Source organism: Gelidimonas denitrificans (genome assembly GCF_055694065.1).
This window is the reverse complement of sequence record NZ_CM146350.1, coordinates 2,061,335-2,084,534: the sequence shown is the minus strand read 5'-3', so window position 1 is coordinate 2,084,534 and position 23,200 is coordinate 2,061,335. Positions and strand designations below refer to the sequence as shown.

The following is a 23,200-nucleotide window of genomic DNA, read 5'->3' as shown; positions in this document are numbered from 1 at the left end:
CTACAATATTATCCGCGCTCGCGTTCCAGTCGTTCGACTCCGGCCAGACGCCGCACGCTGCGGATCAGGTGCGCCAGGTGGACGCGGTTTTTGACTTGGAGGGTGAAGTGCAGATGTATCATGGAGCGGTCCTGATACTTTTCCTGATCCATCAATACATGAATGATATTGGCATCCGCTTCATTGATTTCGACTGCTACGCGGGCCAGTATGCCTTTTTCGTTTTGCACCAGAAGCTTGATCCTGCAATCAAAGCGGCGGTTCAGATTTTCGCCCCAGATCACGCTGGTCCAGTGCTCCGCTTCCTTGCTGATTAAACGTTTGGCCACATCGCAATCTTCGGTATGTACGATCAAGCCTTGATCACGCTTTAACTGACCGATGATGCGGTCGCCCGGTATCGGCTGGCAACACGGCGCCAGCTGAACCGCTGTACCTTCATTGCCATAAATCACTACGGGTTCGAGCTTATCGGTTGCAGAATGGTTTTTAATTTTTCGTGACTGTGAATTTCCATTCTCGTACAAACTCATGATGTGGCGCGCCACCAGTGCCGCCATCCGTTTGCCTATGCCGATATCGAGGTACAGCTCTTCCATCGATTTGGCTCTGGATTCGTTCATCAACCGTTCCAGCAGCGCTTGTGGCAACGCGGTGTCAATTTCCAGCGCAGCAAGAGCCTGTGTCAGCAGTTGTTTGCCGAGTTCAAGCGATTCGGATGGGTTGATGGTGCGCAGATGGTGCCGGATTGCGGAGCGCGCCTTGCCGCTGCGCACGAAGGAGAGCCAGGTCGGGCTAGGGCGCGATGCAGGTGATGTAACGATCTCGACGATGTCGCCATTGTGCAATTCCATGCGCAATGGCGCGTTTTCGTGGTTTATCTTGGCCGCAATTGCCTGATGGCCGATATCGGTGTGGATGGTATAGGCAAAATCGAGCGCGGTTGCACCACGCGGCAGTGCAATAATTATCGCTTTCGGCGTAAAAACGTATACCGAATCAGGAAACAGATCGACCTTCACATGTTCGAGGAATTCGGCCGAATCGCCGGTCTGCTTCTGGATGTCGAGCAGCGATTGCAGCCAGACGTGGGTGCGCTGCTGCAGGTCGGAGAGGTTGGCTTCACTGCTCTTGTAGAGCCAGTGCGCGGCGACTCCGGACTCTGCCACGCGGTGCATGTCCTGGGTGCGTATCTGAAATTCGACCGGTGTGCCATAGGGGCCGATCAGTGTCGTGTGCAGCGACTGGTAGCCATTCAGTTTGGGAATGGCAATGTAATCCTTGAACTTTCCCGGCATCGGCTTGTAGAGCGCGTGCAGCGTACCGAGGGCGAGATAGCAATCGGCGAAACTGTCGACCACCACCCGAAAGCCGTACACGTCCAATACCTGGGAAAACGATAGGTGCTTGGCGCGCATTTTCTTGTAGATGCCGTACAGCGTTTTCTCGCGCCCATAGACTTGCGCTTCGATGCCGGCAGCTTGCAGGGTGCTATTGACCGATTCTAGTATCTTGCTGACCACTTCGCGGCGGTTGCCGCGCGCAGCTTTTACTGCCTTGGTCAGGGTTTTGTAACGGTTTGGGTACAGATGCAGAAACGACATGTCCTGCAGTTCACGATAGATGCTGTTGAGCCCGAGCCGGCGCGCAATCGGGACATAGACTTCCATCGTCTCGCGCGCGATGCGCTGTTTTTTGTCCGGCGCCATCACGCCTAGCGTACTCATGTTGTGCAGGCGATCGGCCAGCTTGATGAGGATGACACGCACGTCGCGCGCCATCGCAAGCAGCATCTTGCGAAAGTTTTCCGCCTGTGCTTCTACCTTGCTTTGGAATTCGATTTTTTCCAGCTTCGACAGGCCATCGACCAGGGCGGCTACTGGCGCTCCAAAACGCTCAATCAGTTCATCCTTCTTGACGTCCTGATCTTCCATCACGTCATGCAGCAAGGCGGCCATGATGGCTTGCGCATCGAGCTTCCAGTCGGCACAAATTTCAGCTACAGCGATGGGATGGGAGATATAGGCTTCACCGGATTGGCGCATCTGGCCCAGATGCATTTCGTCCGAGAAGCGATAGGCTTCCTTGACTTTTTTCAAGTCTGACGGAGATAGGTACTGGGCTAGTTTAGTGGTGAGCGGCGTAATCGATAGTGCGCCGATACCATGCTGGGTGCCGTCTTTCGATGGCGATTTTTTGTGGCTGGCAAAATGCGGCTCCGGCCGCTCGGAAGCAGGCCGGTTATTTAATGCGGCTGATGGAGGCGACTCTGCAGGTTTTGGGTTCATGCTCAGGAGCTATCAGCCACATGGCGGTCATCGGGTACAGTGGGGTTAATCGTGGGTGCGTTGGGTTAATAACTCTTGGATAATAACCCTTGGATTAAGCGGCCGAACGATTAATTGGGAACCCTTTTCAGCATTTCTATCCCGATTTTGCCGGCTGCGATTTCTCGTAGAGCAATCACGGTTGCCTTGTCGTCAGCATCCACTTTTTGTAAATGACCTTGCAGCAACTGACGGGCGCGATAGGTGGCGCACAGAGTGAGCTGAAAACGGTTCGGGATTTTATCAATACAATCTTCGATGGTAATACGGGCCATGAATACTCCTAAAAATGCGACTTTGGCTTAAATTCGTTAAATTAACTTAAATTTGCATGTATGCCCAACTGGGCAAATAGTGATGTGTTGCGCGCCGCTTGTTGCGCAAATCTGCAACGGGCCGCTTTTACGATCGCCGTTAGCTCGCACAATGCGGTCGCAAAATCTCGGTTGATAATAGCATATTCAAACTCCGGGGCGTGGGCGATTTCCCCGCCGGCGGCCAGAATCCGGCGCGTGATGATGTGCGGTTCATCCTGTCCGCGTTTTTTTAGGCGTTCTTCCAATGCTGCTATGGAAGGTGGCAGGATGAAGATACCGACGGCATGCGGGAATTGCTTTTTGATCTGTTGTGCGCCTTGCCAGTCGATTTCCAGCAAGACGTCGGTGCCGGTCTTGATCTGGTCTGCGATCCGCAACCGCGAGGTGCCGTAATGGTTGCCGTGCACTTCGGCGGATTCCAGAAACTCGTCCTGGTCTTTTCTTGCGAGGAAATCTTCAGTCGTGATGAAGTGATATTCGCGCCCGTTTTCTTCGCCCGGCCTGAGTGCGCGGGTGGTGAAGGAAATTGAAAGCTGGATGCCCGATTCCTGCGCCAGCAGGGCATTGACCAGAGTGGATTTACCGGCGCCCGATGGCGCTACCACCATAAACAGGCTGCCTGAAGATGTATTGATTTGGGACATGGTAATCCTTGTGACGGTACGGGCACGGCATGCCGTACCCGTACGGAAATTATTCCAGATTTTGCACTTGCTCGCGCATTTGCTCAATCAGCAGTTTTAGTGCCATCGACGCATCGGATAATTCCTTGACTGCCGCCTTGGCGCCGAGCGTGTTGGCTTCGCGATTGAGTTCCTGCATCATGAAGTCGAGCCGTTTGCCGACCTGGCCGCCTCTTTTCAGGATCTGACGGGTTTCGCTCAAATGGGCAGCCAACCGCGATAATTCTTCGGAGACGTCAATCCGGATGCCGTACAGGCTAACTTCCTGCCGGATGCGCTCCAGTGCTTCCTGGCGTGATAGCGCTTGGGCTGCAGCTGCAGCACCGTTTAGGGGCGCCAACCCGAGCGCTTCCTGCATGCGTTCTGTGGCTTTCTGCTGGAACTGCAAGACAACTTGTGGAATCAGCGGGGTGATGTCGAGGACGATCTGATCCATTGCGTCAACCCGCACCAGCAACATGGCTTGCAGCGCCGCACCTTCGCGCGCGCGCGAGTCGACGAAGGCGTCGAGTGCTGCGCTCATGGCGGCAACGACTTCGGCTTGCAGAGTTTCCTGGCCGATTTCGGCTTCCGCGATGATGCCGGGCCAGCGCAACAGTTCATTGACCGATAGCGGCGGTGCATTCGGGAATTGCTGGCGCACTGCGTGTTGCAGCGCCGCCAGATCCAGCAGCAGGGCGGCATTAAGTGCCTGACCGGCGTCCGACTTGACCTTGCGGCCGAAGCTCAGGCGGCATTCGACCTTGCCGCGCGTGATGCGGCCCATGATGGCTTCGCGCAGGATCGACTCGACTGCGCGCAAATCGTCATTGATGCGAAATTGCAGGTCCAGAAAGCGCGAATTGACGCTTTTGATCTCGATGGTCAGAGTGCCGGCGGCGGCTTCTTTGGTAGTGACTGCGTAGCCAGTCATGCTGCAAATACTCAAGTCGACTCCTGTGTTTTACTTTACTGTGCTTTACAAATGTGTGATTTATCAACACAATCCGAATTTCTACCGCTTAGGAAAATATGGCTGCGCAAAACAATGCACCACTGCCAGACGGACTTGAAATTTCCGGATATCGCATTGTAAAGAAGATTGCGTCCGGTGGGTTCAGTATTGTCTATCTGGCGTATGACGAAAATGGCAGCGCCGTCGCCATCAAGGAATATCTGCCCAGCAGCCTGGCGCTACGGCAACCGGGCGAGTTGTCGCCGCTGGTTTCGGCTGCAAATCTGCCGGTATTTCGGATGGGCCTGAAATGTTTTTTTGAGGAAGGCCGCGCCCTGGCGCGCATTTCGCACCCGAACGTAGTCAGCGTGGTCAATTTCTTTCGTGCCAACGATACGGTCTACATGGTGATGGCGTATGAGTCGGGCCGTTCGCTGCAGGACCATATTTTGCGGCGTCGCGATACGGGCGAGAAACCGTTGCTCTCAGAGCGTTTCATTCGCACCATGTTCAGCCAGGTTTTGAATGGCTTGCGTGAAGTACATGCGAGCAAACTGCTGCACCTCGATCTGAAGCCGGCAAATATTTACTTGCGCATTGATGGCACGCCGATCTTGCTCGATTTTGGTGCCGCGCGGCAAACCTTTCGCACCGACCTGGTGAAGCTGTACCCGATGTATACACCGGGCTTTGCGCCACCCGAGTTATATGTCAAGAACGGCAATCTAGGCCCCTGGACCGACATTTACAGTATTGGCGCAGCGATGTTTGCCTGCATGACAGGGGCGCCACCGCCGCCGGTGGAGCAGCGCAGCAAGACCGATAAAATCGATGCTCATCTGGCCAAGCTGGAAGGTTTGTATTCACCTGAATTGATCCAGGTGGTCAAGTGGTGCCTGATGCTTGATCTGCTGCAGCGCCCACCCAGCGTATTTGCGTTGCAAAAGGCCTTGCAGCAACAGGTGGCAGTTACTCCGGAGCCGGGCCTGCTGCTGCGCTTTTCCAACAAATTGCGCGGCATGTGGAATGGTGTCGGGCCAAAAAATCCCAAGCCAGGCGTCACTCTGCACGAGCACACCCGGTAACTTTCCATTCACTCTCTCCTGCAGGCGGTCAAAATTGGCTGTCTACTTATAACAGATCGGTTCCATGCGATTTTCCGTCTATCAAGAAAGCCATATCGGCGGCCGCAAGGTCAATCAGGATCGCATGGGTTACAGCTTTACCCGCGACGCCTTGTTGCTATTGCTGGCCGATGGCATGGGTGGACATATTCAGGGCGAAATAGCAGCCACCATTGCGATGCAGACCATCAATGCGGTGTTTCGGCAGAACGCGGCCCCCACTATCAAACAGCCGGAGCGGTTCTTTGAGGAAAGTTTTCTGGAAGCGCACCGTGAAATTTTACATTACCGCGCTTCCCATAATTTGCCGGAAACGCCGCGCACCACCATTGTTGCCTGCCTGATCCAGCATGGCCACGCTTACTGGGCGCACTGCGGCGATTCACGCCTGTACTGGTTGCGCAACGGTCAAATTCTGGCGCGCACCAGGGATCATTCGCGCATCGAAACCCTGATTGCGCAAGGCAAGGTGATGGCTTCCGAGCGCGATACGCATCCCGACCGCAACAAGTTGTTCAATTGTCTCGGTGCGCCCAATGCGCCGATTGTCGAGATGTCCCGCCGTTCCGCGCTGCAGGCCGGCGACATCATGTTGTTGTGCTCGGATGGTTTGTGGTCGGTGCTGCCGGATCACGTATTGGCCCAGAGTTTGCAAAGCAATACGATCGTGCGTGCGGTTCCGGAGTTGCTGGCCAGCGCCACCGGCATTGCCGGCAAGCATGCGGACAACGTCACTGCGCTGGCGATGATGTGGGATGGCAGCAATGCATCTGCCGATGAGGCTACAATTACCACCAATACCTTGCCTTTGGGCGAGGTCACAACCACCATTCTGGCCCTGCCTGAGGGTGAGACGGTAGAAGCTGACGCATTCGACGAAGCTGAAATCGAAAGAGCGATTGCAGAGATTCGCGGCGCGATTCAGAAAAGCACCCGTATAACTTCCAAGGATTGACACTATGCAACATGAAATACGCGCCCACGGGCGCGCTGCCGACGCGCTGCGCCCGATTCGCCTGTGCCGCAATTACACCAAACATGCTGAAGGTTCGGTACTGGTCGAGTTCGGCGATACCCGCGTGATTTGCACCGCCAGCATCGAAGACAAGGTACCCGGTTTTCTGAAAGGCAAAGGGCAGGGCTGGCTGACTGCCGAATACGGCATGCTGCCGCGTTCCACCCACACCCGCATGGATCGCGAGGCCGCCAAAGGCAAGCAATCCGGCCGCACCCAGGAAATCCAGCGTTTGATCGGCCGTTCGCTGCGCGCCGCCTTCGATCTGGAAGCCTTCGGCGAACGCACGCTGCATCTGGATTGCGACGTGATCCAGGCCGATGGCGGCACCCGCACGGCAGCCATCACCGGCGCCATGGTCGCGGCTTACGATGCGTTTGCGCAACTGGTCGCGCGCGGCGTTATTGCGGCAGTGCCGCTGCGGCATTTCGTGGCGGCGATTTCAGTTGGCGTGTATAAGGGCAAGCCGCTGCTGGACCTGGATTATCAGGAAGATTCCGGCTGCGACACCGACATGAACGTGGTGATGACCGATGACGCCCATTTCATCGAGGTGCAGGGCACCGCCGAAGGCGCAGCATTCGATCGCGCCACCATGGATAAGTTGCTCGACCTGGCGCAGCAGGGGATAGCCGACCTGATCAGCCTGCAGAAAGAGACGCTCGGCCTGTAGGTTGGCTTATAGGTTTGCACCGCGCTTTTCGAGTGCCAATACTATCATTGGTATTTTTCGTTACCGCAATAAATAAATGCGGTAAAAGCATTGTTTTTGATGATACTCCCACTATTTTTCTATTTTAAAAATTAGCGGAAGCCATTGCAGTAACGGGTTTCCGCACCAGAATATTATGACAAAGACCATCGTTTTAGCTTCCAACAATGCCGGCAAGCTCAAGGAGTTTGGCGAGATGCTGGGGGCAATCGGTTTTACGCTGCATCCGCAGGGCGCGTTCAATGTGCCGGAAGCCGAGGAGCCGCATCCGACTTTCATCGAGAATGCGCTGGCCAAGGCCCGCCACGCCGCGGCCCTTACCGGCTTGCCGGCGCTGGCGGACGACTCCGGCGTGTGCGTCAATGCGTTGGGCGGTGCGCCCGGCGTGCATTCGGCGCGCTACGGCGGCGAACCGAAGTCGGATGCCGCCAACAACCGCAAACTGCTCGCCGACCTGGCGCCGCATGCCGACAAGTCCGCTTACTATTACTGCGCGCTGGTATATGTGCGCCACGCCAATGATCCGCAGCCGATTATTGCCGAAGGGCGCTGGGATGGCGAGATCATTGTCGATCCGTGCGGTGCCGGCGGCTTCGGTTACGATCCGCATTTCTGGCTGGCCGGCCTGGGCAAGACCGTAGCCGAATTGCCTTCGGAGCAGAAAAACGCGCTGTCGCATCGCGGCCAGGCATTGCGCGAACTTGTGAAGAAATTGCAATGATCCCGATTAAATTGATTGACGTGACAGGCAAACCTGCCAGCAACACCGTCCAGCCGCTCCAGACGGCTGCCGCCTTTCTGAAGCCGGGTGTGCTGCATTTGGGCGCGCTGCCGCCGTTGTCGCTGTATATCCATTTCCCGTGGTGCGTCAAGAAATGCCCGTATTGCGACTTCAACTCGCATGAAGCGCAGGGCGGATTCCCCGAGGATGATTATCTGGCGGCCTTGCGCGCCGATCTGGAAAGCGCGCTGCCGCTGATCTGGGGACGCAAGATTTATACCGTATTCATCGGCGGCGGCACCCCCAGTCTGCTGTCTGCCGCAGGCCTGGATCGCTTGCTGTCGGATGTGCGTACCTTGCTGCCGCTGGACGGCGCGGCCGAGATCACAATGGAGGCCAATCCCGGCACTTTCGAGGCCGAGAAGTTCCGCTCTTATCGCGCCAGCGGCATCAACCGGCTATCGATTGGCATCCAAAGTTTCAATCCACAACATTTGCAGGCTTTGGGGCGGATTCACGACGGCGATGAGGCGCGCCGGGCAGTCGATATTGCGCACGCCAATTTTGATAATTTCAATCTGGATCTGATGTACGCGTTGCCGCAGCAAACATTGGCGGAAGCACGCCAGGATATCGAGACTGCAATTGCCTATGCGCCGCCGCACTTGTCTTTGTATCACCTGACGCTGGAGCCGAACACCTTGTTTGCCAAGCATCCGCCGGTGGTGCCGGACGACGATGCCAGCGCCGACATGCAAGACATGATCGCAGACCTGACCGCTGCTGCCGGCTATGCGCAATATGAAGTCTCGGCCTATGCGCAACCGCAGCGGCAGGCGCGCCACAACCGCAATTACTGGGAGTTCGGCGATTATCTCGGGATCGGCGCGGGCGCGCATTCCAAGCTGTCGTTTCCGCACCGGATAGTGCGGCAGATGCGCTACAAGCAGCCCAAGGCGTATCTGGAACACATTTTGCAAGGCACGCAAATTCAGGATCAAAACGAAGTCAGCCGCGAAGATCTGCCTTTTGAATTCATGCTGAACGCATTGCGCCTCAACCAGGGTTTTCAAGTCAATTTGTTTGCCGAACGCACCGGCATGGCGCTCAACACAATCGAAAAAACGCTGGCTCTGGCCGAATCAAAAGGCTTGCTGTATCGCGATCATCTAATCATCAAGCCGACGGCTCTCGGCCAATCTTTCCTGAACGATTTGCAGCAATTATTTTTGGCAGATTAGTTGCCGATATCGATGTCCGGCCGGATGCACATTAAATCTAATGCAATCTTGTTAAAGTTATTCGGATTTTGGTCGTTGTTTATATAAGTACAGGTGATTCGTTTTATAGCTAGAAAATTATGCAGACAACCTCGTACAAGGTTGTCTGTATTCTATTGTTGCTTTGAATAAACCCGTTTATGTATAAATAATATGATCTTATCCGAAGCAAACGTACCCGCTTTCCCCCTTGTTTCCATGCAGATGATGACGAATGTTCATCACGAGTGGGTGGGAATTGTTTTTCATTTTGAAAAAGCCGAAACCGACGTTCTTAAGGCATTCGCGCACCTTTACGATGAAATCGGTTTGCGCGACGCATTAGGAGACTTTCTGTGCGTGCTGGATGTCCCGAACCTGAATCAGGTCGACTTGGATCTGATGACGCATCTGCCACAAAAGCAGGTAATGTTGCGGGTGCCTGCAGCAGATGGCACAGCGGCAGAGGCCCGGATCAAGCTGGATTATATGCAGACGCAAGGTTTTAGCATCATGCTGGACGGCTGGCCCGCGCCGGATGCCGCATTGCCGGCCGGTGTAGATTCGCTGGCAATCGGCTGCGATCAAATCGAAAAAAACCAAACTCCGTTTTGGCAACACACACTGGCCGGTCCGCATCTGGCCACCGATGTCAACACTCCAATCAGTTTCAATAGGTGCCGCGCTGCAGGATTCAACTGGTTTCTCGGTGATTATCCGCTGCATCCGAGTGCCGGCATGCCGCGTAACAAGATGCCGTCACGTAGCCGTTTATTGAAGTTACTGGCTCTGGTGGCTCGCGATGCCGAGTCGCGCGAACTCGAGGGGCTGATGAAACAGGACCCGTCGCTTTCCTATAATTTGCTCAAGCTGGTGAGTGTCGCGGCGTATGCGCAAAGCTGCGCGATAAGCAGTTTTAGTCAGGCCATCAATGTACTGGGACGCCGCCAATTGCAACGATGGCTGCAGTTGCTACTGTATGCGCATCAGGATAGAGCGGGCGATGGCAACGTCAACCCGCTGTTACCGATAGCCGCATTGCGGGCCGGCCTGATGGAAGCGTTATGTCAGCAAATGGATGGCGATCGGTATCAGGCAGACCGCGCCTTCATGGTCGGCATGTTCTCGTTACTGGACGTACTATTCGGCGCGCCGCTGGCTGAAATTCTCGAACCGTTGCATCTGCCCGAAGATGTGCTGGGTGCGCTCCAAACGCGTAGTGGCCGCTTGGGAGCGATGCTCGACTTAACTGAACATGCTTGCTCGGGAAACCTGCCCCTGCTGCAGACAAAACTGATTGCCTGCGGGGTGGATACAGAGCTTTTCTGCCGCGCACTGGTGCAGGCCTGTGCCTGGTCAATTCAGGTTTCACGGGCGGATTGACCATGACATTCCTGAATGCGCCTGAAGATATCGACTGTACCGTTGCGTTATGTGAAGCCGTGCAAAGTTTGCGCGGCCATGCGCTCGATGAAAGCTTGGGACGTATTGCCCGGCTCTTGCTGGAGAGTCCGCAGGGAGGCTATTTTCATGGCAAGTTGCCCGAGAAATCAGACCTGGCAGAAGAAATTTTTCATGGGGACGCGATTTTCGGCCGCTATGCAGTATCCGGACGCGTCGGTGGTTACGATTACATGGACCGCGAGCGCCTTGCGGCTTTGGCGCGCTTGACGGCACGACTGCTGCAGGCACGTGCAGACACTGATCGCAGTGCGCGCCAGTTCGAAAAAGCTACCGAACAATTGTTGCAGCAGACCCAAATACTCGATCAAATTCATGAATCCGTAATCACCATGGATTCGACCGGTTTCATCACCAGCTGGAACAAAGGAGCAGAAAAATTATTCGGTTATACCGCGGCTGAAATCATTGGACGCAATATCATTTTTCTCTACGAAAATGAAGAGGATGAAGAAGAACCGTTGCAAGACACTTTCCTGCAGCAAGGTGGGCGCGAGATGGAGGTGCGCCGACGCAGAAAATCAGGAGAAATCTTCTGGGCCAGTCTTTCCCTGTCTTCGTTGCGTGACAATACGGGCCAGCCGGTCGGACTGATTGGCTATTTGATGGACATCACGGAGCGCAAGCAGGCACAGGAAAAAATTCATTATCTGGCTTATTACGACGCATTGACCGGCTTGCCCAATCGTACCTTGTTCATGAAGCTGGTAGACCAGTCGCTGGTGTCGGCCAATCGCAATGGCTCGACTGGCGCTTTACTGTTTATCGATCTGAATCGTTTCAAGCCGATTAACGATACCCTGGGCCATGCAATCGGCGATCAATTGTTGCAGCAGGTGGCAATTCGCCTCAAGGATGCATTGCGCGAAGACGATATCGTGGCCCGGCTCGGCAGTGATGAGTTTGTGGTTGGATTGTTTGACATCAACCAGCATTACCACGCCGGTTTCGTCGCACAAAAGCTGCTCTACGCAATGGAACATCCGTATCTGGTCGAGCAGCATGAATTACGCATCGGCGCCAGCATCGGCATTAGTATCTATGCGCAGGACGGCGCCGATTCGGAAACCTTGTTGCGTCTGGCAGACATCGCCATGTTTCGTGCCAAAAAATGCGGGGGAAATGATCAGGGCAGTTACGCTTTCTATAGCCAGGAAATGAATCGCACCGCCTTAAGTCACCTTCTGATAGAGACCGGACTGCGCCATGCAATTGACAACCATGAACTGCTGTTGCATTACCAGCCGAAAATCAACATTGAGAATGGCCGTATAGTGGGAGCGGAAGCTCTGGTGCGCTGGCAGCATCCGGACAGGGGGCTGATTTTTCCGTCGGAATTCATTCCGATCGCGGAAGAAAGCAGGCTGGTAATACGGCTCGGTGAGTGGGTGCTGGAGGCTGCATGTCTGCAAGCGGCCGCATGGCAGCAGGCCGGTTTGGCACCGATGCGCGTGGCAGTCAATTTGTCGGCGGGAGAATTTACTTTGTCTCTGCCCGGTCGTGTACAAGCTGCGTTGAACCGGCATGGCATCTGTGCTGCGTGGCTGGAACTGGAAATAACCGAGAGCATGCTCATGGCCAGCACCGATGATGTGATTGCAATCATGAAAGAGATTAATGCCTTGGGCGTGACGCTTTCGCTGGATGATTTCGGTACTGGCTATTCCAGTCTGTCTTATCTGAAACGCTTCCCTATCCACACGCTCAAAATTGATCGTTCATTCATCATGGGCATTCCAGAGGATCCAAACGACTGCGCCATCGCCAGTGCCATTATCGGCATTGCCAAGCAATTACAGCGCCAGGTTATTGCTGAGGGTGTCGAAACTGCCGAGCAGCTGGATTTTCTCCGGAAGCAGGGATGCGATGAAATACAGGGATATTTTTTTTCCCGCCCGGTAGCGCCGCTGGAAATGGGGAACATGCTGAAAGAAGGCCGTAGGTTCGGAATTGAGTGATGCACCTGATTTGTCCCATGATTACAATCATTCTTGGCATCCTCATCGGATTGCAATTTGCGTAGCCATTATTTCGCGAACCATGATGCTTTTGTCTTGATTATTCCGCGTCTGCTGTCAATTTATTTCCCTGGTTGTTGCGCTAAATTTATAAAAATGTATATCGAACCATCCGGTTTAGGTATAATTCCGGCTTCCGGAAGCGTGGCCGAGCGGTTGAAGGCACCAGTCTTGAAAACTGGCGAGGGTGTGAGCCCTTCGTGAGTTCGAATCTCACCGCTTCCGCCATTAACTACATGTAAGTCATTGATTTAATTGATATTTATTATTTTTTAATGTTAATGACTATCAAATTGACTATCAAAAATTGGTTTGGTTGACTGCTTCCTACTTCTTGCCATTTCGGAGTTTTCTCGGTTTCGCAAAATCAGTCTGAGTTTAAATCGAAAAGACCGTCACCTATGACGTCAACCGCGACGAGTCATTTCGGCCGTCATCTAACCGTATCTTAGATAGGGTGCAAGTGGGTGAGTATGTCGATTCACTCCGTCCCGACCAATTGAATTAAAGACTTAGGTCAATCTTCGGATTGGCCTTTTTTGTTTTTGAGGATCGTGTCGGGCAGGCGTCCGGATTATCGGCAACTCGTACTTAGATGCGGGAGCCCCTTGCTACTTTCTTGTAACGCCGTTGCGACGGCAAGGGTCGTTGGCGTTCCCACACTGGTTTGCATCGATAATTATCCCGGCACTGACAACGGATTACTTTCTACACTTAAATCGGACTGTGAATGCGCACTTGTTGACGAACTTTTGTGGCTTTACGGGTATCTGGGTAGGTATGCCTACATAGTAGGCACCGAAAGATAATACTCGCCGGTATTGGTCTGGGATGGTGATGCCTGGGGGTTATGCACAAACCTATCCACAGAAAGTTGGCATAAGTTTCCCATCCTCGCAAATGAGCGTTTTCTGTATGTGTGTGGAGACCTGAAAATTGCTTAGATGAGACTGTCTTGTCAGTGTTGTTGAATGACTGCAAAAGACTGGTTGCGGTCATTGGGCTTCGATGGACCGCGAACCAGTTCTATGCAAAAAGCGTACTTTGCCTACATTGGAATGAACGGCGGCTTTGGTGGGTAGACCGGCCGTTGACAGAAATTTCTCTACAAGCGGCTGGTTTTCAAAGCCTGGCAGGCAGGTCCCGACCCATAGCGGAAGTAGGCGACTTGGGAAAGCTGACGTTCAAAGTAGAGCTAACTCGCCGCGCGGCTTTATCGCGCAGCGTCCAGCGACCGAAGGGAGCGAGGTTGAGCGCCATGTTAGGCCTTAGGCGCGCCATCGCCAGCGCTTTGTGAGCCAGAGTGCGCGTACAGGGTTAAGAGCTGCTTGGCAAGCTCGGCCTTTGTTTGGCTCTTCAGCTCAGCGCTCGCATCAGGAATTGTTGCGATGACTTGTACCGCCATGCCAACGGCGTTGATTCTCTCAAGGACAGTGACGTACTCCTTGGACTGAGCCAAGATCGACCGATAGATGAGCAGGAAAGAGCCGCCAATGAAGCTGATGAGTACGCCAGAAGCTGCAGCAACAATTGATACGGGGAGCTTTTCGGGGTTTTGGGATGCATGAAACAGCCCGTAGCTAACAAAGCCGAAGCCGCACAGCATGACGATCAGGGTGAGCCAATAGATCGATCGTACCTGGCTGAGGTTGCGATCTAGGTAGCTTTCGAGCTTGACCCTAGCGAGATCCCATGCGAGTTGGGGTTTCTCGGGGTGTTCGCGGAGGCGCTGTTCTACCGTCTCAATTTTTTGTTCTCGGGCTTCTTGCTCTGCGAGGCCTTGGTATGCCGCAACGCCGACTGCAACGAGCCCGGCCAGTGCACCGATTACTCCAGCAAATGTTTCGGTGATCTTCTTGTCGACCAACCCGGATTGGGCAAACAGCGCGATCGAGATGGCGATAGCTGTGGCTGCAACTGCCAGCATTAGCGCTGCCCGGATGCGCTTGTCGTCGCGCTTCCAGGCCTTTACTAGTGATTCAAAAAACGATATGTACGGGTTGAAGAGCATGATTTCCTAAGGTCTAACGTTCGAAATAACCGGCTTACCGAAGGCAAGTCGGGTTGATTGAAGGGTTGGGCACCGTTGCGTTTATTGGGGACGTGCTCGAACTTTGGCAACGATGTCTGCCACGTGTTCAGGGTAGGCGCCAGTGAAGTATTCGAAAGTGAGTGGATTGGCGGTGAAGAAATGACAGCAGAACTCTACCCATGAATCGACGGGCAGCGGACCGTTGAGCTTGAATACCTTCTTTGAACGGGCCTTAATGTGCTCAATATTTTTGAACGTCATATTGAAGTCAGAGTCTCGTCGACGGAGGTACTCTTCTTCAGTAAATAGCTGAATTGCTCCATCAAAATGCCTGAATACTCCACTAGATAAATCGAACTCAGCATGCAAATAGCGGGCCGGGAAAAAAGTCCGGCTGTCGACGATGATCTGAGTATCCTGCGTCTTTACCTCAAGCGCTTGGAACGTCTTGATTTGGCTAGACTCACTCCATTTGATGTCAAGGCAGTAAGTCTGCGCGAAAAAAAAATCAACGTAGCTAGAATCAAGATCAAGTGGTGGCCTGAGTTTTATGGTCCCGTCCTTTATCTTGCTGATGTCTTTATTGAAAGGCGCACCATACCAAGTATCTGCTTCCATGTAGGCGGAACCATCGACATTAATTCTTACGCGGTCTTCGTCAATGGCAATGTATTTCTTGATATTCGACGAATCCAACCTCCAGAATAGGTCAACAAATCTTGGCGCCCAATTGGCCATTGGATACATTCTGCGTCGATAGCATGGGTGAGCCATGAGCATGTAGTCGCTGCCAACGAAATACCCTTCTTGAAACTGATTTGGTGGCAAGCGTTGTGCAATCTCTTCGTATGCGAACAGCCCGTCCCTTTCTGTCGGCGTGACTCCAAGCAGCATTTTCGCGAGGCCAGGCGCGGAGGCCACGATCCCAATTGTTTGAATGTAGCTAAAGGAATCTGAATCGAGTGCAAGTCCTTTGGAAGCTGCCATTTGCGTAAAACGCTCGATTAGACCCGCTGACCTTTCCAGTTCAGAGCGAGCGTGGTCGGCCATGGCCTTTATGTGTCGTTCCATTAGGAGTTTCATTTCGGCATCAGATGACATTTGCAATTTTGACTCAAAGCGGAAGTTACGGCGCCCAACTTGTTATATATCGAAAAACGCCTGAATAAAATTGATAACTGCGATATGACATGGGACTCCGATCCTACTTAATCCTGTATTAGTCTTCGTTTTGAGTCGTTTTCCAGTTCAAAAATACGTAAAAACAAAAACGACAAACCACGCAATGTAACAAGGTCAAAATAATTGCCAATTTATAACATATTTACATCGTTGCACCACTATTTCGCAATGAGAATGTCTGCTTTGGAGTGAGAATGCGATCGACCTCTATTGGCCGATTGCATGCATTCGGCATCAATCGAAAAAGCTGCCCTCAAGGGATCTGAGCCCCGAGGTGGCAGGCTGACATAGGCATGGCAACACAATCAGACTTCAATCAACCACGAAGGAGTCTGATGTGGAATCAACTCACACTCGGGAACCCTGGAACAAAGGCAAGCTGATCGGGCAAAAACCGCCACTCAAGCCAAAGGATATCTGGGCAATCCGAATCCACCTCCAGAACAGCCAGCAGATTCGAGATCTGGCGTTGTTCAACCTCGCAATCGACAGCAAGTTGCGCGGTTGTGATCTCGTCAATTTGCGAGTTCGCGATGTCACGCACGGCAATCAAATTTTAGCCCGGACGACGGTCGTGCAGCGAAAGACCCAACGGCCAGTGCAATTTGAATTGACGGAACCGACCAGAACCGCAGTCGCAGCCTGGATCGATAAGGCGAACCTGAAGCCGGAACAGTACCTATTTCCGAGCCGTCTCGCACAGTCACCCCATGTTTCAACACGGCAGTATGCCCGGATCGTGCATCAGTGGGTTTCAGCCATCGGCCTCGATTCGACAATTTACGGCACCCACACCATGCGGCGAACCAAAGCGACATTGATCTACAGGCGGACAAAGAATCTACGTGCCGTCCAGCTTTTGCTTGGTCACACGAAACTGGAAAGCACGGTTCGTTACCTGGGCATTGAAGTAGATGACGCTCTGGAAATTTCAGAACAGACCGAGATCTAGCAAGCGCTGTCTATGCCGGTCATGCGGCAGTCGTTTCACGCGAAGCCGTATGGCCGCTTTCTGGAACGATGCAGAATGCGTACAACCGGCTAGAAGCGGACTTTCCGACTTGCCATGCAATTTGAATTGCAACGGGATATAAAGACAATTGAGCTGTTCGACCGAAGGCAACCGCAATGAAGCCTTTCCGATCGGTTCTATGTGCTCGAAGATCTGCTCTTAAACAATGAGCATTAGATGTTGAATACAATTTGTCTGTTACATCAATCGTACCGGACGCGCGTCCGCTCCTCAATTTTCTTGATGGCTTCAAGAGAACTGATGCCGTGACGTTCGTGATCGCAAAGGTCTCGGAGCGCTTGTAGATCACCGACATCTCCCGCCTCACCCAAAACCTGGATGGCAAAGCACGCAATGCTATCAACATTGTATTGGAACCCGTGCTCGAAGTATGAGACCTGTTCATTCCGTGCCTTGAGCGCGCCCCTACAGATTTCAACACAGACATCCGGGTAGTGCTTCACTAAGGAAATCCGTGCTCCATCGGCCGACAGCATGCGTGACGTGGTGAATAGTAATGCACCCGCACTTGCACACAGGGAATGGTCTAGGAGAATAGACCGCGCAACTTCGGTATAGATTGATGTTTTAGGAGCATCTAGATCGGTCCGGTTGGCCCAATAATAGAGCTCACCGCATGCCAGCAGGGCATGCTCCGCTGCGGTTGTTGGTTCGCCTCTCGACTGGGGCAGTGCAGCCCCGAGATGCCCTAGAGCTTCATGAGCACCAATGAAAACTTCTACAACATCTTGAGGCATGAAACTCTGCTTGTCCGGCAATACCGTCCATCGAGTAATCGCAGATGCCACATTAGGGTCATTGAATTCAGATAGCTGTCGGATGAGTATTCCTAAGAACGAAAGGTAGGGCGATTCTGCACCACGACATGCTTTCGTGAGAAGAAGCTTCCTTCTTGAATCATCAAGTCCCTGTATCTCGTCCCAGTATGAGGAGTCGAAGGGATGATCGAACTGGCATGAAAAGAGCCCCCATGCCGCCAAATCGGACTCGCCGCTATCTGTACTCAAGGCATTGTCAATTTCATCGCGGATGACCGGAACATAACTATATTCATCATCTTCCAGTGCACCCAGTCTCTTGAGGGCTTCAAAGATGATTGAGTTCATCATGACACCCAGTTTGTCCAGACAGGCCTGGAGCGCTTCGATAATCTCTGTCCGGTATGGCTCCTCCACATCACGAAGATACTGCGCAAAATCGATCAGATCGAGCTGAAGGTGATACGGATAGACCCTAATGTTCTTCAACAGTCTTGCAACATGTTGGGCAGCCTCCGTGCTGTGAGCTGAAAACTTGGTCAACCCGATGAGAAAGTAAAACTGGCCAGGTGTCTCTGCACGCGGCCACGCCGCTCGGAGTGCCGCGCCGAATCCGTGACCTTCCTGGCGGCGAAACGACAGACCACCACTATGGATAAAGTTGATCAGTTGCGATATTGCTGCTTCGCGATGCATGACGTACGCTGCCGAGAACACTTCGTGTCGGAGCGGGATCTTCTTAGCCTTGGCGTCAGCAGCACATGCATTTGAGAAAATTGTTATGGTTTCGTCCATGTGCCGGCACGCAGCCATGACAGCATCCAGATACTGCCCATCCATCAAGCCTTGTCCAATTGCAGCAAGATAGGAACCAAAATCTGTGAGCTCGTGACGGAGAGAGTTTTTGTCGATGGCTATGCTGTTCCATCCTTCCCCGATAATCTGAAAACCGACACTTTGCGCTTCGGCAATCATGACTTCTAACACACTCTCAATCTTGCGCTTCACGATAGATTGCGCGGCAGCGCCACACTCTCCGCGAGAACAAGCGGCCAGCAAGTCGTGATCAGTGAGACTTTCAAGCATGTCATACACGACGCGGTCGTCCTCGAGGGCTCCGAGAATGAACGCCTTTGATGAGAAGAATCGTGGTGACCCCAATGCGGCGCGAATGCGCGTTAAATCCCCATTGGCCGACCTGATTGCAGCTTCAGCAGAGAACGCTGAGAAAAATAGCTCGTGAATGAAACTGATTCTGTCGCCCCGCGCCTGCAATAACTGGGATCGCAATAGTTGCTGCCGAGCCGCATGATCTAGATTGGTCGAGTCGCAGAGTCGGTCGAACTCGCGCACAGAGAGGCTGAAGCAGGCTCTGTGAACAAGCGTTTCCGCAAATGCGCTGAGGACCCGAATACCCTCGGCGGCGGCAGTCCCAAGTTTCGTTCTCGCATACGTGTCGAAAAGTGCGAACCTACTTGCGCCTGCCGGCAAAAACGCGCCAACCTGTCCCACAAGCCCTGCTTCAAGACCGGAGCTCGCCACCTGGAGAAGACTACGGAAATTTCCGGCACGGTCACCATGCTCTTCGATTCTGGCAAGGGTTGCCTTGAGTTCATCAGACGGTCGTTTGACGATGACAGTTTTCGTTGTCAGGAGATCAGCGCGGACAAGATCGTACTGCGTACTGACGACGACGCCCGCGCCATATCGCAGCGCAAACGCCTTGAGACTTCTTGTCAAACTGACCTTGAGATCATCCCGACATTCATTGTAGCCATCTAAGAACAGAATTACGCGCTTCCCGAGAAGCCTGCCCGCAGTGATGATGTTGCTCGCTGAACGTGCATTCAATAGAGCGGCCTCCCTGTCGAGGAGTCGCTGAAATTCACCTTCAAAATTCTTTGCGGAGACAAATATCGGAATGCAGCCAGCTGCTACACACGATATCGCACAGGATGTTGCGAGCAGTGTCTTGCCACAACCGGATGGCCCTTGGATAAGTACACCGGCGTCACCGTCTGCGACCATCGACTTAACTTGAGACAGACCAATTTCAAGAACGCCGCATTTGTACTGATCGCTAACAAGCTCCGCTACCAGCGGTCCGTAGAAATCACCGAAGGACTTGAGATATGTGTCGCATGACCTCTCCGCAACAAGGACTTCATCGTTGAGTGCTGCATCAGCACTCGCTACCGCCTCAAGGCCCAGTTGCCTTGCCAAAGCCTCACCCAAATCTTGCGTTATCAGAGCGCCCGATGGACGTGTCAACAGCTGCGCAATCTGATCTAGACCGGTGATAGCGACCTTGAAGTCTCCTGAAGTTAGAGCCGATCTTTCTGGAACGATGGGGGCAACTACAACAAGTCCGTTTGGGTAACCATCAATCTGATTCATTCGCTGCATCTCGTCACGGAGCGCGTTCTTGGCATTCAACGCCTGGTTGTACGCATTGCCGATCTTTCTCGCGCCGTATGGACCAAGCTGCTCCCACTGACCGTTCACACCCCCTCGAACTGGCAGTGAATAGCCCTTTGCTTCGATAACGAGTGTCGTTTTCTCCGTGAAAACCGCCAGGTCTATCTGTCGTCCTGCAGCATGAAAATTGGCAAAGATATAGGCCCAACTACGCATTTGGGCCAATGCCTCACAGGCTGCGCGAAGACAGTCGTGTTCTGACCTGTTTTGTACCGGCTCCCCGATGAAAATTCGAATTAAAGGTGCGGCATCTGGGCTGGTACTCATCGCTTCGCTCCTGGTGCTCTTCTGGAGAGATATCGGCAAAGGACGCCGCTGATTCCAACCATCAACTCGGCTTCATCAAACTGTGGCGGCTGACCCTCTGTTAAGTGGCGACCATAGTTGGAGGTGTATCCCCATGCCTTCTCAACGATCTGATCGATGGGTGGAGGAAATATGCCTGTGTTACGCTGAACAAGTTGGCCAAGCGTGTCTTTGCTTCCGGTTACATCGCGTGCGACACACTCAAGTGCCGCCATTGCGTGCTGAATTGAACCGGTTGTTTCAGGCACCGGGCGTCTGGAGAGGTCGTTCAATGCTTCGTGAAGCTCATTTGCAGCAGTCGTACGCCCTTGTTGACGCAGTTCGCTTTGGCCGTGACGGACAGCAATCTCGAATACTTCGCTTCCACGCATCTCAACGTGGTTGTCAACAAGTTGCCACCCCACTCCGGCGATGTGGAAGAATCGGTTCATTTCATCGGAAAAGTCATACCCTCTGGAACTGCACCTTTTCGCAAGTGCTTCAATCAAGTCATAGACCTCGAACCATTCACAGTCTTCGATAAGCTCTCGAACTTCACCATCAATATTTGGGAGCTCAGACCAGTTACTTCGATCTGGTGTACGGAAGAGGAGGCCGCAAAGAAGGCTCCTGAGATCGCTTGGTTTCAGGCCGCACTGGTAGGCGATCTGGATCACCGCATCTCGAATCATCTGAGGCGCGTCATTTCTGATGTGAATTTCCGCGTCGGGGCGCGTGAGACCTTGACGCCTTGAGAATGAATCCATTCAATTTCCTTCAGTAAGCCCTAAAAAGCCGCACACCTTGTGCTTAGGACTCTGCGCCATTCGTGCCGCCAATCCAGACCTCAGTGTAAGCGCTCGCTACGCGTCGTCAGAAATGACGGCGGCTCATCCATATATGTACGCACCGAATGCGAACCGCTTTTTAAGTAGCCCAGCGCTCCGTATTCTATCGGGTGTCCGCTTGGTTATGTATTGAACGACGGTTTCGGGTCGAGAGGGTGAGTTCGTGTTAGCTGGAAGCTGCCTTTCGCGACTTGGCTAAACAGAATTTTGCTTGCGACACCTTGAACGTCAGTAATCGGAAGAGCACAGTTATTCAGAAAATTTCCGCTCGAAACCTTAATTGCCACATCATCATTCCAAAGTCATTATTACTCGATGTCTGAAATCGCTGCTTATGTATAGCTATACATAACGGACAAAAGCGGCCGTTGGCATTAGCAGTGCTACTTAACGAAATGGCAATGAGAGGTGGACCGGTCTAATCAGACTAATGACGGCTTTTGCCGACAATAAATTTAATCGATATAGACCGCTTTTTTCATGATTGCATATACGAATCGGAGTTTTTCGTCAGTTGGCTCATCTTGGCGCAGCCACCTGACCTCAAAGCCCAGATAGGTCGCCCATTCGATGCCCCGTTTAAAGTCGCGCCACTTGTCGTTTTTTGCTGCCAGCTCAATGTATTGGTTGAGCAAGATGTACTGGTGGCGACCTGCACAATATTGTGCTTTTTCAAAGGCATCCTGAATGAACGGATAGGCTTCCTCGTACCGTTCGGCGCGGTAGTGGTAGGTTGCCAGTTGCCATGGGACCATCCATGGCAACACATGGCGAAGTCCACAGTCTTCGAGACGGGCCGCGTATACCTCAGTTTTCTCGATGGTGAGATCGGCGCTTTTTCGTAGCGCGAGCCCATCAAGAATAGCTTCATTGAACCCCTGGGGTATTGAATGCTGCGGGGCGAATGCTTCGGGCTTCTGAAAAGGCAATACCGCGAGGGGACCGCAGCGGCTGGTGATGTCCAAGGCTTCGGCGTTGGTGATCCGCTTGTTGTCCAAAGCTTGTGTGACCGCATGCTGATTTTCGGCAAATTGCCTCCAGTAGTCCGTGCAAACGGCATCCCAGAGCGCATCCTGCTCGCTTAATGAAATATTTTGTTTGGTAATGATTCTCTGGGCACAGTCGCTAATTTTCTGGACATCTTCGACCACACAGTTCGCAACTATATGGTAGCGCGAACAAAATTCTTGCAACACTGCATCGCCGTAGTGAGCCAGCACTGACTTTGATATGTAAGTCGCAGCCCTTGCTACAAACAGCGCCATCCGAATGCTGTTTTTTTGATTTTCGGAAAGGGGGAGGGCGTCGAAGGATTGATTAAAATTTTTGAGCAAGGTGGCCCAGGAAGGAAGGCCGCGACCAGCCAGCCAGTGTTTTGCGTTATCGTAGTTCTGTTCCTGAGTCGAGTGGCCAACGCCATCAGGGCAGTGGAATTTCTGAATGGATATTCCTGCCAGTTGGTAGGTCCAACGCATGATCTTTTCCAGTGGCCAGATCCATCCGTCCGGCCCGTTGGTGGGAAGATACCAGTAGATGTCGGTCGGGGTCTCAAGTCCATCAGCAGCCACGTTGTATCTCTGGAGGTGTTTGCCAACGGAAATTGGTAGTCTGAGCGCGGCGCTACCCAATAAAAACCATTTTACGGTATCGGGTTTAGTGAGGAATGTGCCTTCGTCCCTAAGTGTGCTCTGGTAGATCTCGAAAAGATCGAAAAGAATATCACCGAGAACTAAACACACACGAGGTTTGATGGTGCCTGCAACCAAATAACTCAGTTTTTGCACCATCTCACCCAAACGCTGATTCAACGCGCCTTCTTCCGAGGCAAGACGCTGCAGGGCCTTCTGGATGGATTTCTTACTGGTTTCGTCGAATGATGCGTCATCATCGTTTTTTCTGGGCAAAACACCTAAGGCGTCGAAGACGAATTGGATCACTTCGCCTTGTGTTGGAAAGCTAACAGGATTCATGGATGGATAAATGACTGGGAAGATGAAAAACGCACCCCATGGG

Annotated in this window: 17 protein-coding genes and 1 tRNA gene; 9 read left to right on the top strand and 9 right to left on the bottom strand. The window is 52.9% G+C overall.

Annotation, left to right across the window (positions count from 1 at the left end; all coding sequences use genetic code 11):
• Window positions 1-8 precede the first annotated feature (8 nt).
• From FKCLFG_RS09700 to FKCLFG_RS09685, 4 genes are all read right to left on the bottom strand, one after another.
• Window positions 9-2,288, bottom strand: coding sequence for a RelA/SpoT family protein (locus FKCLFG_RS09700; protein WP_472612890.1), 2,280 nt, complete (start codon window positions 2,286-2,288; stop codon window positions 9-11).
• Window positions 2,289-2,398: 110 nt separating this feature from the next.
• Window positions 2,399-2,602 (bottom strand): DNA-directed RNA polymerase subunit omega, encoded by a 204-nt coding sequence (gene rpoZ / locus FKCLFG_RS09695; protein ID WP_472612889.1) that lies wholly within the window; start codon window positions 2,600-2,602, stop codon window positions 2,399-2,401.
• 41 nt (window positions 2,603-2,643) lie between these two features.
• Complete coding sequence (gmk, locus tag FKCLFG_RS09690) at window positions 2,644-3,288, bottom strand: guanylate kinase (protein ID WP_472612888.1); 645 nt, start codon at window positions 3,286-3,288, stop codon at window positions 2,644-2,646.
• Window positions 3,289-3,337: 49 nt separating this feature from the next.
• The gene (locus FKCLFG_RS09685) at window positions 3,338-4,240 is read right to left on the bottom strand and encodes a YicC/YloC family endoribonuclease (protein WP_472612887.1); all 903 of its coding nucleotides are present in this window, start codon (window positions 4,238-4,240) and stop codon (window positions 3,338-3,340) included.
• Between the two features lie 98 nt (window positions 4,241-4,338).
• Between FKCLFG_RS09685 and FKCLFG_RS09680 the strand changes: the two genes are divergently transcribed.
• The 8 genes from FKCLFG_RS09680 (at window position 4,339) to FKCLFG_RS09645 (ending at window position 12,799) form a co-directional block, all read left to right on the top strand.
• Window positions 4,339-5,346: a serine/threonine protein kinase gene (locus FKCLFG_RS09680; protein ID WP_472612886.1), complete on the top strand. Its 1,008-nt coding sequence runs from the start codon at window positions 4,339-4,341 to the stop codon at window positions 5,344-5,346.
• A 64-nt stretch (window positions 5,347-5,410) separates the two neighbouring features.
• Window positions 5,411-6,340 carry a PP2C family protein-serine/threonine phosphatase gene (locus FKCLFG_RS09675; protein ID WP_472612885.1) on the top strand — a complete coding sequence of 310 codons (930 nt, stop codon included), beginning with the start codon at window positions 5,411-5,413 and terminating at the stop codon, window positions 6,338-6,340.
• A 4-nt stretch (window positions 6,341-6,344) separates the two neighbouring features.
• Window positions 6,345-7,073, top strand: coding sequence for a ribonuclease PH (gene rph, locus FKCLFG_RS09670; RefSeq protein ID WP_472612884.1), 729 nt, complete (start codon window positions 6,345-6,347; stop codon window positions 7,071-7,073).
• Between the two features lie 175 nt (window positions 7,074-7,248).
• Complete coding sequence (rdgB, locus tag FKCLFG_RS09665) at window positions 7,249-7,833, top strand: RdgB/HAM1 family non-canonical purine NTP pyrophosphatase (RefSeq protein WP_472612883.1); 585 nt, start codon at window positions 7,249-7,251, stop codon at window positions 7,831-7,833.
• Window positions 7,830-9,074: a radical SAM family heme chaperone HemW gene (hemW, locus tag FKCLFG_RS09660; protein WP_472612882.1), complete on the top strand. Its 1,245-nt coding sequence runs from the start codon at window positions 7,830-7,832 to the stop codon at window positions 9,072-9,074. The genes rdgB and hemW overlap by 4 nt, the downstream gene beginning before the upstream one ends.
• 246 nt (window positions 9,075-9,320) lie before the next feature.
• Complete coding sequence (locus tag FKCLFG_RS09655) at window positions 9,321-10,475, top strand: EAL and HDOD domain-containing protein (RefSeq protein WP_472612881.1); 1,155 nt, start codon at window positions 9,321-9,323, stop codon at window positions 10,473-10,475.
• Window positions 10,476-10,477: 2 nt separating this feature from the next.
• A complete protein-coding gene (locus FKCLFG_RS09650) occupies window positions 10,478-12,511 on the top strand; it encodes a putative bifunctional diguanylate cyclase/phosphodiesterase (RefSeq protein ID WP_472612879.1) in 2,034 nt (677 codons plus the stop codon).
• A gap of 198 nt (window positions 12,512-12,709) precedes the next feature.
• Window positions 12,710-12,799, top strand: a tRNA-Ser gene (locus FKCLFG_RS09645).
• Between the two features lie 1,033 nt (window positions 12,800-13,832).
• Here FKCLFG_RS09645 and FKCLFG_RS09640 read toward each other — a convergent pair.
• On the bottom strand, window positions 13,833-14,582 hold the full coding sequence (locus tag FKCLFG_RS09640; protein WP_472612878.1) for a TRADD-N-associated membrane domain-containing protein: 750 nt from the start codon (window positions 14,580-14,582) through the stop codon (window positions 13,833-13,835).
• Window positions 14,583-14,663: 81 nt separating this feature from the next.
• A complete protein-coding gene (locus FKCLFG_RS09635) occupies window positions 14,664-15,674 on the bottom strand; it encodes a hypothetical protein (protein ID WP_472612877.1) in 1,011 nt (336 codons plus the stop codon).
• 448 nt (window positions 15,675-16,122) lie between these two features.
• On the opposite strand from FKCLFG_RS09635, the gene FKCLFG_RS09630 reads away from it, so the two are divergent.
• Complete coding sequence (locus FKCLFG_RS09630; RefSeq protein WP_472612876.1) at window positions 16,123-16,737, top strand: tyrosine-type recombinase/integrase; 615 nt, start codon at window positions 16,123-16,125, stop codon at window positions 16,735-16,737.
• Between the two features lie 263 nt (window positions 16,738-17,000).
• Here FKCLFG_RS09630 and FKCLFG_RS09625 read toward each other — a convergent pair whose 3' ends face one another.
• The 3 genes from FKCLFG_RS09625 to FKCLFG_RS09615 form a co-directional block, all read right to left on the bottom strand.
• A complete protein-coding gene (locus FKCLFG_RS09625; RefSeq protein WP_472612875.1) occupies window positions 17,001-20,321 on the bottom strand; it encodes an NERD domain-containing protein in 3,321 nt (1,106 codons plus the stop codon).
• Window positions 20,318-21,106 (bottom strand): AbiJ-NTD4 domain-containing protein, encoded by a 789-nt coding sequence (locus FKCLFG_RS09620; protein ID WP_472612874.1) that lies wholly within the window; start codon window positions 21,104-21,106, stop codon window positions 20,318-20,320. The genes FKCLFG_RS09625 and FKCLFG_RS09620 overlap by 4 nt, the downstream gene beginning before the upstream one ends.
• Before the next feature lie 536 nt (window positions 21,107-21,642).
• Window positions 21,643-23,157: a hypothetical protein gene (locus FKCLFG_RS09615; protein ID WP_472612873.1), complete on the bottom strand. Its 1,515-nt coding sequence runs from the start codon at window positions 23,155-23,157 to the stop codon at window positions 21,643-21,645.
• Window positions 23,158-23,200 lie beyond the last annotated feature (43 nt).

Excerpts from the sequence above, each read along its gene's own strand:
- FKCLFG_RS09700 (WP_472612890.1), bottom strand. The coding sequence starts at position 2,288 with ATGAACCCAAAACCTGCAGAGTCGCCTCCATCAGCCGCATTAAATAAC.
- rpoZ (WP_472612889.1), bottom strand. The coding sequence starts at position 2,602 with ATGGCCCGTATTACCATCGAAGATTGTATTGATAAAATCCCGAACCGT.
- gmk (WP_472612888.1), bottom strand. The coding sequence starts at position 3,288 with ATGTCCCAAATCAATACATCTTCAGGCAGCCTGTTTATGGTGGTAGCG.
- FKCLFG_RS09685 (WP_472612887.1), bottom strand. The coding sequence starts at position 4,240 with ATGACTGGCTACGCAGTCACTACCAAAGAAGCCGCCGCCGGCACTCTG.
- FKCLFG_RS09680 (WP_472612886.1), top strand. The coding sequence starts at position 4,339 with ATGGCTGCGCAAAACAATGCACCACTGCCAGACGGACTTGAAATTTCC.
- FKCLFG_RS09675 (WP_472612885.1), top strand. The coding sequence starts at position 5,411 with ATGCGATTTTCCGTCTATCAAGAAAGCCATATCGGCGGCCGCAAGGTC.
- rph (WP_472612884.1), top strand. The coding sequence starts at position 6,345 with ATGCAACATGAAATACGCGCCCACGGGCGCGCTGCCGACGCGCTGCGC.
- rdgB (WP_472612883.1), top strand. The coding sequence starts at position 7,249 with ATGACAAAGACCATCGTTTTAGCTTCCAACAATGCCGGCAAGCTCAAG.
- hemW (WP_472612882.1), top strand. The coding sequence starts at position 7,830 with ATGATCCCGATTAAATTGATTGACGTGACAGGCAAACCTGCCAGCAAC.
- FKCLFG_RS09655 (WP_472612881.1), top strand. The coding sequence starts at position 9,321 with ATGACGAATGTTCATCACGAGTGGGTGGGAATTGTTTTTCATTTTGAA.
- FKCLFG_RS09650 (WP_472612879.1), top strand. The coding sequence starts at position 10,478 with ATGACATTCCTGAATGCGCCTGAAGATATCGACTGTACCGTTGCGTTA.
- FKCLFG_RS09640 (WP_472612878.1), bottom strand. The coding sequence starts at position 14,582 with ATGCTCTTCAACCCGTACATATCGTTTTTTGAATCACTAGTAAAGGCC.
- FKCLFG_RS09635 (WP_472612877.1), bottom strand. The coding sequence starts at position 15,674 with ATGGAACGACACATAAAGGCCATGGCCGACCACGCTCGCTCTGAACTG.
- FKCLFG_RS09625 (WP_472612875.1), bottom strand. The coding sequence starts at position 20,321 with ATGAGTACCAGCCCAGATGCCGCACCTTTAATTCGAATTTTCATCGGG.
- FKCLFG_RS09620 (WP_472612874.1), bottom strand. The coding sequence starts at position 21,106 with ATGGATTCATTCTCAAGGCGTCAAGGTCTCACGCGCCCCGACGCGGAA.
- FKCLFG_RS09615 (WP_472612873.1), bottom strand. The coding sequence starts at position 23,157 with ATGAATCCTGTTAGCTTTCCAACACAAGGCGAAGTGATCCAATTCGTC.